Origin of the sequence: Kineococcus siccus (assembly GCF_009906795.1) — a bacterium.
Taxonomy (GTDB): Bacteria; Actinomycetota; Actinomycetes; order Actinomycetales; family Kineococcaceae; genus Kineococcus; species Kineococcus siccus.
In genome coordinates this window covers 1-10259 of sequence record NZ_JAAALN010000154.1, presented here as the reverse complement: position 1 = coordinate 10259, position 10259 = coordinate 1, and the positions used below count along the sequence as shown (strand labels likewise).

Sequence of the window (10259 nt, the reverse complement as noted above, 5' to 3'; positions counted from 1 at the left end):
GCCCAGGACCAGCCGCACCGGGTGCCGCCCCCGCGGCGGGCGGCACCCGGTGCGGCTGGTCCTGGGCGTCGTCCTGCTCCTCCTCGTGGCCTGGGGCGTGGCCGTCGCGGTCAGCGGCGTGCAGGCCGGCCGGGCCCTCCTGCGCGTGTCGTCGGCCGCGCCCGCGCTCGAGGACGACCTGCGCGCCGAGCGGTTCGCCGCGGCCCGGCCGGGGGCGCAGCGCATCGCCGACGACGCCGCGACGGCGGCCCGCGCGACGGGCCAGTGGCCGTGGCGGGCCGCCGAGCGCGTGCCCTGGGTGGGGGCGCAGCTGCGGGCCGTCGGCGGGGCCTCCTCGGCGGCGGCGCTCCTGACGCAGCCGCTGCCCGCCGCGCTGGGCGTGGCCGACGACGCGCTGGGCGACGGCCTGGTCTCGGCGGAGGCGACCGTCGACGTCGCCGCCCTGCAGCAGCTGACGCCCGTCGTCACGGACTACGCGCAGCGGCTGCCGCGGGCGCGGGCCGACCTGGCGGCGGCGACCGCCCCGGAGGTCCTCGACGTCCTCGCGCGCCGCCTCGAGCCGGTCGCCGCCCAGCTGGACCGGGTCGCCGGGCCGCTCGCGACGGCCGCCGAGGTGGCCCCCCAGGTGCCCGCCCTGCTCGGTGCGCAGGGCCCGCGGACCTACCTGGTCGCCTTCACCAACCCGGCGGAGATCCGCCCGGTGCAGGGCATCGTCGGGGCCTACGCCGTGCTGCGGGTGGACGCCGGGCGCATCGAGCTGGTCGGCACCGGCTCCGACGACGACCTGTACGGGGCGCGCGCGGACCCCCGCGTCCTGGGCCCCGAGTACACGGCGCTGTACGGCGACGGCTCGGGGGACGACGACGCCGGCACCGTGCAGAACGTCACGGTCGGCGCGCAGGCGGACGACGCCGGCCGGCTGACGGCGGACCTCTTCGCCTCCGACGGGCGGCCGCGGCCGGACGCCGTGGTCTTCGTCGACCCGGTCGGCCTGGCGGCGCTGCTCGGGCCCGAGCACCCGCCGCTGGACCTCGGTCCCTTCGGCCAGGTCGCCACGCGCGACCTCCCCGACGTGCTGATGCGCCAGGCCTACGTGCGCTACGGCGAGGACCAGGACGCCCGCAAGCTCTTCCTCACGGTGACCTCCGCGGCGGCCTTCCAGGCCGTCCTCGCCGACGGCCTGTCCACCGCCGCGCTGCAGGGCGGGCGCGAGGCCGTCCGCACGGGTCACCTCAGCGTCTGGAGCGCGGACCCCGCCGCCCAGGCGGCGCTCGTCGCGGCGGGCGTCGCCGGCGTGCTGGGCGACCCGGCGGGCAGCACGACCGCGCACCTCGGGCTGACCAACGTCGCGCCGTCGAAGCTCGACTACTTCGTGCAGCCGACCGTCGTCGTCGAGCCGCCCTGCGCCCCCGCGGGCGCCGACGCCGCCTCGGCGCTGCAGCTGACCCTGCGCAGCGACGTCCCCGAGGTGATCCCGGACTACATGCGCAACGCCCTGGCGGACACGCCGCTCGGCGAGCGCACGGCCCGCGAGGTCGTCTCGCTGTGGGTCCCGCCGTGGGTGGGCCTGGACGGGGTGACCCTCGACGGCGCGCCCGTGGCGACCGCCGTGGACGCTGAGCACGGGTGGCGGCTCGTGCGCCTGACCGTCGACGTGCCCCCCGCGCAGGACGTCGTCGTGCGCTGGAGCCTGCGCGGCGACGCCGCGGCCCTCCCCCGCAGCGTGACGGGACCCGCGACCGCAGCGGCGCCCGTGGTCACCGAGGGGCCCTGCACACCCACGGGGTGAGCTGTGCGTCGATGAGACCTCACGCTGAGTCGATCAGACCCCCCGGATGCCACGATGAGCTGGACGCGCGAGTGACGTTCCGTCATTCTGAGCACGCTCCGGATCACTCCGGTGCGACATCTCGACTGGGGGGGACCCACCTGTGAGCACCTCGAAGACCACTCTGCGCCTCGCCGCCGCCGGCGTGCTGGCGTTCGCCGGCCTCACCGCCGGCGCGGCCGCCGCGTCGGCCGGCACCGGCTACGCGCCCGCGACGCCGACGCCGACGGTGTCCGACGTCGTGACGCCGGCCGTGAGCCCCACGACGGGTGGTTCGACCCCGGGCGTCAGCTCGAGCTCCAGCGCCACCCCCGGCGCGGTGGGCGCCAGCAGCGACGAGCTCGCCTACACGGGTGCGGACGTCGCCCCGTGGGCGGCCGCCGGCACCGTGCTCGTCCTGGGCGGCACCGCGATGGTCCTGGCCGGGCGCCGCAAGGGCACGCGCCAGCACTGATCCACCCGCTGCCCACGAGGCAGCGCCCCCCGGAGGCCGGTCGACGTCGACGTCGACCGGCCTCCGTCGTGTCCGGGCCGCCGCGTTGTGGCTCAGTGATCGCATGACGTCACCGTGAGTGACAAACCGTGGTGGGTCCATCGGGGGGCGGCGAACGTGTTCACGTTGCTACGCAGCGCAATGTCGTCCGAACGGGGGAGCGGCGGCTGGACGGGCGTGTCACGGTGCGTCATCCTGGTCCCCGTCGCGCGCCTCCGGGCGCGCCGACGACCGGGGGGAAGCGCCGGACCGGCTCGCGCCGGCGCCGCCGCGCAGACCAGCACCACCGACCAGCACGACCGGCCGGCAGCACCGATCAGCACCACCGTCCGACTCCGCCACCGTCCGCCGCACCCGGCGACGGCGGCACCACGTGCACGCGGGCACCGCACCGGCTCCGTGCTGTTCAGGGGGGGAACCCTGTGACGATCTTCGCCAGCGGTCCGACCGAGCTCAGTCCCGCCGTCCCGGCCGTGGACCGGCCCGGTCGCGCCGGCGTCGTCCTGGCCCACGACTACCTCACGCAGCGCGGCGGCGGCGAGCGCGTCGCCCTCGAGCTCGCGCGGCACTTCCCCGACGCCCCCCTGGTCACGAGCGTGTACGACCGCGACGCGACCTTCCCGGAGTTCGCCGACCGCGACGTCCGCGCCAGCGTCCTGAACCGCGTCGCGCCGTTCCGCCGCGACCCGAGGCGGGCCTTCGGCCTGCTGGCCCTGGTGATGGGCCGGATGCCCGTGCCCGCGGGCGTGCTGCTGGCGAGCTCCTCCGGCTGGGCGCACGGCCTGCGCTCGCACGGGCCCAAGATCGTCTACTGCCACAACCCCGCGCGCTGGCTGTACCAGCCGGACGACTACTTCTCGATGCTGCCGCCGCTGGCCCGCCGGGCCGTCGGCCGGGCGCTCGCACCGCTGCGCGCGTGGGACCGCCGCGCGGCCCGCACCGCGCACACCTACGTCGCCAACTCGACCTCGGTCGCCCGCCGCATCGAAGCGGCCTACGGCGTGCAGGCCCGCGTCATCCACCCGCCCGCGGGGCTGGACGCGTCCGGTCCCGTCGAGCCCGTGCCGGGGCTGGAGCCGGGGTTCTTCCTCACCGTCGGGCGCCGTCGCGGCTACAAGAACACCCAGCTCGTGTGCGAGGCCGTCGAGCGCACGCCCGGGGCACGCCTCGTGGCCGTCGGCGGCCTGCCCGGCTCGCGGACCTGGAGCGACCGGCTGACGGGCGTCTCGGGGATCAGCGACGCGCAGCTGCGCTGGCTGTACACCCACTGCAGCGCGGTCGTGGCGATGAGCCACGAGGACTTCGGCCTGTCGCCGGTCGAGGGCTTCGCCTTCGGCAAGCCCAGCATCGTCCTGCGCGCCGGGGGCTACCTCGACAGCGGGCTCGAGGGTGTCGCCACCGTCTACGTCGACCGCGAGGACGCGGGGGCGCTGGCCGCGGCCCTGGCGGGCTTCGACCCGGCGGCCTTCGACGCGGCCGCCGTGCGCGCGCACGGCGAGCGCTTCTCCTCGGCGCAGTTCGGCCGGCGCCTGCACGAGCTCGTCGCCGAGGTCGTCGGCGGCGGGGCGCGCTCCTGAGTCCTCTGCGGCGCCGGGGGCCCCGGGGCGCCGACCGTCCCGGCGGTGCGCGCGTCGTCTACCTGGACCACTGCGCCCTCCTGTCGGGCGGCGAGATCGCCCTCGTCCGCACGCTCGAGGCCCTCCCCCAGGTGCGCCGGCACGTCGTGCTGGGCGAGGACGGCCCGCTCGTGCCGCTGCTGCTGGCGACCGGCGCCACCGTGGAGGTCCTGCCGCTGGACGGCAGCGTGCGCACGACGAGCCGCACCGAGGCCTCCCGCGTGCCCCTCGCGGGTCTCGTGGCCACGGCGTCCTACACGCTGCGGCTCGCGCGGCGGCTGCGGACCCTGCGCCCCGACGCGGTGCACACCAACTCGCTCAAGTCGGCCCTCTACGGCAGCGTCGCCGGCCGTCTCGCCCGCGTCCCCGTCGTGTGGCACGCCCGCGACCGCATCGCCGACGACTACATGCCCGCGCGCACCGCGGCCGTCGTGCGTGGCCTGGCCCGGTGGCTCCCGACGGTCGTGCTCGCCAACTCCCACGCCACCGCGCAGACGCTCCAGCTGCCGCCGCGGCGCGCCGCGGTCGTCGTGCCGGACCCCTACCGGGCCACCCGCGCGCCCCGCACCGCGTCGGCCGGGGGGCCGCTGCGCATCGTCATGGTCGGCCGGCTGGCGCCCTGGAAGGGCCAGCACGTTTTCCTCGAGGCCTTCGCCCGCGCCCTCGCGGGCACCCCGCACCGGGCCGTCGTGCTGGGCTCGGCCCTGTTCGGCGAGGACGACTACGCCGCCCGGCTGCTGCGCCAGGTGCAGGAGCTCGGCATCGCCGACCAGGTCGAGGTGCTCGGGTTCACCGACGACGTCGAGGGCGTCCTCGCCGGCGCCGACGTCCTCGTGCACGCCTCGACCGTGCCGGAGCCCTTCGGCCAGGTGGTCGTCGAGGGGATGGCCGCGGGCCTCGCGGTCGTCGCCGCGGACGCCGGCGGACCGGCCGAGATCATCACGCCGGGCCGTGACGGCCTGCTGTACCCGGTGGGTGACGTGGCGGCGCTGGCCGCCCGGCTCCGCACCCTGGTGGACGATCCGGACCTGCGCCGCGACCTCGGCGCCGCGGCCGTGGAGACGGCCGCGGGCTACCGCCCGGAGGCCCTCGGACCGCGTTTCGCGGCCGTCTACGCCGCGGCCGGGAACTGATCCACCTCTCCACCTCGGCGCCGCGCGGTGCCGGCTTGACCCCGTCGTGGGCCGATCGGGTGACGGGAGGACCCGTTCGGAGCAACTGTCGAGGGATCACGGGTAACGGGGTCAAGGACCCCCCGGGGAGCGACGAAGCCTTGAGTGTCCCCCGCACTCGACGCAAGGACCTCCTCGATGAAGCTCCGACTGTCCCGCAAGCTGCTCGCGGCCCAGCTCCCTCTCGCGGTCGCCGCTGCCCTGTCCTCGGCAGCCGTCTCGGCCCCCGCAGCGCAGGCTGACGTGCTCCCCCAGCAGGCGCAGGCAGCCGACTCCTTCGTCGACTCCATCGGGGTGGCCACCCACCTGACCTACACCGGAACCCCGTACATGAACTACCCGCTGGTCAAGCAGCGCCTGCAGGAGTCCGGCATCCGCCACCTGCGCGACGGCTGGGGCACCGGGTCGGCGTACGCCAGCAGCTTCGTCGAGAAGGAACTCGGCCCGCTCGGCGTGGGCATCACCATGGTCCAGGACCCCCGCCAGGGCGCGACGCCCGCGGGCCTGAAGGACATGGTCAAGACGCAGCTGCCCACGTCGATCGACGCGGTCGAGGGCCTCAACGAGTGGGACCTGCGCGGCGCGAACTGGGCGGCCGACGCCCGCAACTGGACGATCCAGGTGGCCCAGGCCTACCGCAACGACCCGGCCACCAAGCACATCCCGATCGTCGCCCCCTCGCTCGCCGACACCAACGCGGCCTCGAAGTACCAGGCGCTGGGCAACATCTCGGCCTACGTCGACTACGGGAACACCCACGACTACCCGGGCAACCAGTTCCACATGAACGACAGCATCATCAACACCGTCCTGGCGAACAACGGCATCACCGCCCCGGGCAAGAAGGTCTACGCCACCGAGACCGGGTTCTCCACGGGCGACGTCGGCGCGCCGTACAAGACGATGCCGGAGGCCCTGGTCGCCGAGGCGCTGCCCAAGCTGTACCTCGACCACTTCCGCCGCGGGATCGTGCGCAGCTTCTCCTACGAGCTGTTCGACCAGCACGCCGACAACTCCTTCGAGTCGAAGTTCGGCCTGCTGCGCAACGACGGCAGCCCCAAGCCCTCCTTCACCGCGATCTCGAACATGATCGGCCTGCTGAACGACAAGGGCAGCGCCTTCACGCCCGGCACCCTGAACTACGAGCTGCAGGGGCAGAACGCGAACACCCGCACGCTGCTGCTGCAGAAGCGCGACGGCACCTTCTGGCTGGCCGTGTGGCAGCAGGACCGCACGTGGAACGGCGGTCAGGTCCTCAACCCCGCCGACGTGCCCGTCACCCTGAAGCTCGGCTCGGCCGTCACCACGGCCCGCGTCTACAACCCGATCCGCAGCAAGGCCGCCGTGGCCAGCACGAGCAACACCTCCTCGGTGCAGTTCGCCTCGACCGAGGGCGTCACCCTGGTGGAGCTGGCGGGCAAGAGCTCGACGACGACCCCCACCACCCCCGTGATCCCGAAGCCCGTCGACCCGGGCACCCCGGGAACCCCGGTCGTCCCGGTCGTCCCGGCGACCACGACCGCCGTCTCGGCACTGCCCCTGCAGCAGGTCGCCAACGCGTGGGGCCCCGCGGAGCTCAACCGCAGCAACGGTGAGGGCGCGGGTGGCGACGGACGCGCGCTGTCCATCTCCGGCAAGACGTTCGCCACCGGGATCGGCGTCCACGCCGGCTCCGACATCCGCTTCACGAACACCGGTGCCAGCAGCTTCACCGCCACCGTCGGTCTCGACGACGAGGTGGGCCCCAACGGCAGCGTCGTGTTCCAGGTCCACGCCGACGGCGCCAAGGTCTACGACTCGGGCGTCGTCACCCGCGCCACGGGGACCCGCAACGTCGCCGTGGACATCAAGGGCAAGAAGGACATCCGCCTCGTCGTGACCGACGCGGGCAACGGCAACCTCTTCGACCACGCCGACTGGGCGGACGCCAAGGTCTCCTCCGCGGCGACCACCGTCGTGCAGCCCGCCCCCACCGTCCCCCGCGCCGCCCGCAAGGTCTCGACCCTGCCGCTGACGACCGTGGCGAACGCCTGGGGCCCGGTCGAGCTGAACCGCAGCAACGGTGAGGGCGCGACCGGCGACGGCCGCACCCTGTCGATCTCGGGCCGGACGTTCTCCAGCGGCCTCGGCGTGCACGCCGGCTCGGACGTCCGCTTCGCCAACGACGGCGCGAGCACCTTCGCCGCCACCGTGGGCCTGGACGACGAGGTCGGCGCCAACGGCAGCGTCGTCTTCCAGGTCCACGCCGACGGCAGCAAGGTCTACGACTCCGGTGTCGTGACCCGCGCCAGCGGCGCCCGGGCCGTCTCGGTGAACGTCAAGGGCAAGAGGGACATCCGCCTCGTCGTCACCGACGCCGGCAACGGCAACGCGTTCGACCACGCCGACTGGGCGGACGCCGCGCTGAACGACTGACCCACCTCACGCGACGTGCCGGTCACCCCTCGGGGTGACCGGCACGACGGCGTGGGGGAGGACTCCGCGACGGTCGTCAGCGCCCCGCGGTGGTCCGGTCGAGCTGGTCGAGCCCGCCGTGCCACGGCAGCCGTCCCCGGGCGAGCAGGCGTCCCGCCTGCTCGGCGGCGATGACCAGGTCGCGGCCGTACTTCGGGGCGCGCACGCCCACCATCGTCGCCACGGAGGCCAGGGCCCTGGCCCGCTCGGCCGCCGGCAGGTCCGCCTCGACCGCGGCCTTGACGTACTGCCCCGCCAGGTCCCAGTCGGGGAACACGATCCGCCCCTTGCGAGCGGGGTTCCAGAACTCCGACGGCGGCCAGGGACCCACCCCGATGTAGCGGCTGATCTCCGAGCCCGGCCGGGTGGGGCGGGCGCCGTCGCGCTGGCTGCGCCCGTCGTGGTCGCGGTTGAAGAAGAGCACCTCGGGGATGCGCAGCATCGGGCCCTGCAGCGCGAGGCGGACCAGCAGCACCCGGTCGCCGTAGACGTGGTTGCTCATGGCGCCCGCGCGGCGCACGGCCTCGGAGCGCAGCAGGCCGTACTGCTCGTGACCCGCGTGCCGCTTGATGGGCGCGAGGACGACGCGGGCGAACCGCGTGCCCGGGCTCGGGACCGACAGGTCCAGCATGTAGTCGTCGTCGCGGACGCGACGGCCGTCGCCGTCCACGACGGCGGCCTCGCTGTAGCAGCACACCGCGGCGGGGTGCTCCTCGAGGACGGCGAGCGCCTTGCGCACGAACGTGGGGTGGCTCACGTCGTCGGCGGCGGCCCACTTGAAGTAGGGGCTGCGGCTCAGGGAGAACGTGCGGGAGAAGCTGTCGGCGACACCCACGTGCTCGGTGTGGTGCACGTAGCGCACCCGCGGGTCACGCTCGGCGAACTCGCGGCAGATCGCGGCCGTGCCGTCGGTGGAGGCGTTGTCGGAGATGACGACCTCGAGGTCCGCGAAGTCCTGCGCCAGCGCGGACTCGATGGTCGCGCGGACGTACTTCTCCCCGTTGTAGACAGGGATTCCGATGCAGACCTCGGGAACTGCCGTCACGGGGAACCTCACCTCGTCGTCCTCCAGGCGCCCCGGTCGACGCCTACACTCCGAAGGTATCCGAACCCCGCGTGCGCGTGCACCGCGCCGCCGTTCGGGCACACGGGCGGCCCAAGCGCCGCTGCGCCCGTCGTGACCCGCCTCCCCCCTCTCCGGAGTCGCTGTGCCGCACCCGTCCGCACCTCCCGTCACCCTCCGTCGACGCAAGCGGCGCGCCCTGCTGGCCGCTCTGCTGGCCGTCGTGGTGGCGGCCACGGTCACCGTGGTGGTCGTCGTCACCCGGAAGGACGCACCCGTTCCGGTGGTCCGGATCCCCGACCCGGGCGACGTGCGGGCCTCCGACGCGTTCGTCGAGAGCATGGGTGTGGCGGTGCAGCTCTACCAGCAGTCCGCCAAGTACGAGCTGCTCGCGCCGGCCCTGGGCGACCTCGGCGTCCGGCACATCCGCACCGGGGGCAACGGCACGGCCTTCTTCCGCCACGTCAACGAGCTCCACGACGACTACGGCATCCGCACGCTGCTCGTCATGGACCCCCGCGAGGGCTACACGGGCCCCACCACCGTCTCGCGCGGTGTGCTGCCCGTGCTGGACGCGGTCGAGGGCGTCGAGGGCCCCAACGAGTGGGACATCAACGAGGAGCTCGAGTACCAGGGCGAGTCGTGGCCCGAGGGCGTGCGCCGGTTCCAGGACGAGATGTTCGACGCCGTGAAGGGTTTCACCGACGACGACGAGGACGTGCAGGCCCGCGTCCGGTCGCTGCCCGTCGTGAGCCCGACCGTGGCCGACCCGGACGCCGCGGAGCAGCTGGTCGGCGTGCGCTGCGACGTCGCGGCCATGCACAGCTACCCCGGTGGGGACCTGCCCGACACGGAGCTGGAGTCGAAGTGGCTGCCGTCGGCCCTGCAGCTGTGCGACGGCAAGGGCGTCATCTCCACCGAGAGCGGCTACTGCAACACGCTGACGCCCGAGGGCTGCACTCGGCAGGGCGGGGTGTCGGAGCGGGCGAGCGCCAAGTACGCGCTGCGCCACTACTTCGAGTACTTCCGGCTCGGGGTCGAGCGGGACTACCTCTACAACCTCTCCACCGACGACTGGGACCTGTTCCTGCGTCCCGACGGCACCCGCAAGCCGGCCTTCGCGGCCGTGGCGAGCACGGTCGACCTGCTCGAGGACCCGGGGACCGCGGTGAACCCGACGCGCTTCGACGTCACCGTCACCGGTGCGGACGACGTGCGCCACGTCGTCCTGCAGAAGCGCGACGGCAGCTACTGGGTCGCGATCTGGACGAACGCGCTGTCCTACCCCGCGGGCGAGGAGTGCTGCGACGTCGAGACCACGCGCGACGTCACGCTCACCCTGCCGCGGACCATGAGCGCCACCGTCTACGCGCCCACGTTCGCCGGCACGACACCCGTGGACCGTCCCGGGGACGTGGCCTCCCTCGACCTCGCCGTGCCCGACGAGGTGCAGCTGGTCCGGCTGACGGAGGCGGCGACCCCGGCCGCGACGCCCAGCGACGGCTGAGCGGGCGCTGAGCGGCGGCTGGGGGCCGGCGGCGGGGACCGGCCGGCGGCACCGGGTGTGGCGATCGGGTGAACCCCCTGGGCAGGCGGTGGCTCCGACCGCTCGCAGCGCCGGTGCCCCCCCGGG

Annotated in this window: 7 protein-coding genes; 6 read left to right on the top strand and 1 reads right to left on the bottom strand. The window is 74.6% G+C overall.

What is annotated here, in order from left to right:
• The 5 genes from GTR02_RS15670 to GTR02_RS15650 all read left to right on the top strand — a co-directional run.
• On the top strand, positions 1-1789 hold a 1789-nt coding region (locus GTR02_RS15670; protein ID WP_205709394.1), incomplete at its 5' end, for a DUF4012 domain-containing protein.
• 142 nt (positions 1790-1931) lie between these two features.
• Positions 1932-2282, top strand: coding sequence for a hypothetical protein (locus tag GTR02_RS15665; RefSeq protein WP_166608428.1), 351 nt, complete (start codon positions 1932-1934; stop codon positions 2280-2282).
• Between the two features lie 461 nt (positions 2283-2743).
• Positions 2744-3898: a glycosyltransferase gene (locus GTR02_RS15660; RefSeq protein WP_205709393.1), complete on the top strand. Its 1155-nt coding sequence runs from the start codon at positions 2744-2746 to the stop codon at positions 3896-3898.
• Positions 3899-4029: 131 nt separating this feature from the next.
• On the top strand, positions 4030-5070 hold the full coding sequence (locus GTR02_RS15655; RefSeq protein ID WP_166608427.1) for a glycosyltransferase: 1041 nt from the start codon (positions 4030-4032) through the stop codon (positions 5068-5070).
• A 177-nt stretch (positions 5071-5247) separates the two neighbouring features.
• Entirely contained in the window at positions 5248-7524 is a 2277-nt protein-coding gene (locus GTR02_RS15650; protein WP_166608426.1) for an NPCBM/NEW2 domain-containing protein, read from the top strand.
• Positions 7525-7600: 76 nt separating this feature from the next.
• Here GTR02_RS15650 and GTR02_RS15645 read toward each other — a convergent pair whose 3' ends face one another.
• Positions 7601-8608, bottom strand: coding sequence for a glycosyltransferase (locus tag GTR02_RS15645; protein WP_166608425.1), 1008 nt, complete (start codon positions 8606-8608; stop codon positions 7601-7603).
• Between the two features lie 163 nt (positions 8609-8771).
• On the opposite strand from GTR02_RS15645, the gene GTR02_RS15640 reads away from it, so the two are divergent.
• On the top strand, positions 8772-10133 hold the full coding sequence (locus GTR02_RS15640; protein ID WP_166608424.1) for a hypothetical protein: 1362 nt from the start codon (positions 8772-8774) through the stop codon (positions 10131-10133).
• Positions 10134-10259: the final 126 nt, after the last annotated feature.

Coding starts and splice junctions, on each gene's coding strand:
- GTR02_RS15650 (WP_166608426.1), top strand. CDS start 5,248: ATGAAGCTCCGACTGTCCCGCAAGCTGCTCGCGGCCCAGCTCCCTCTC.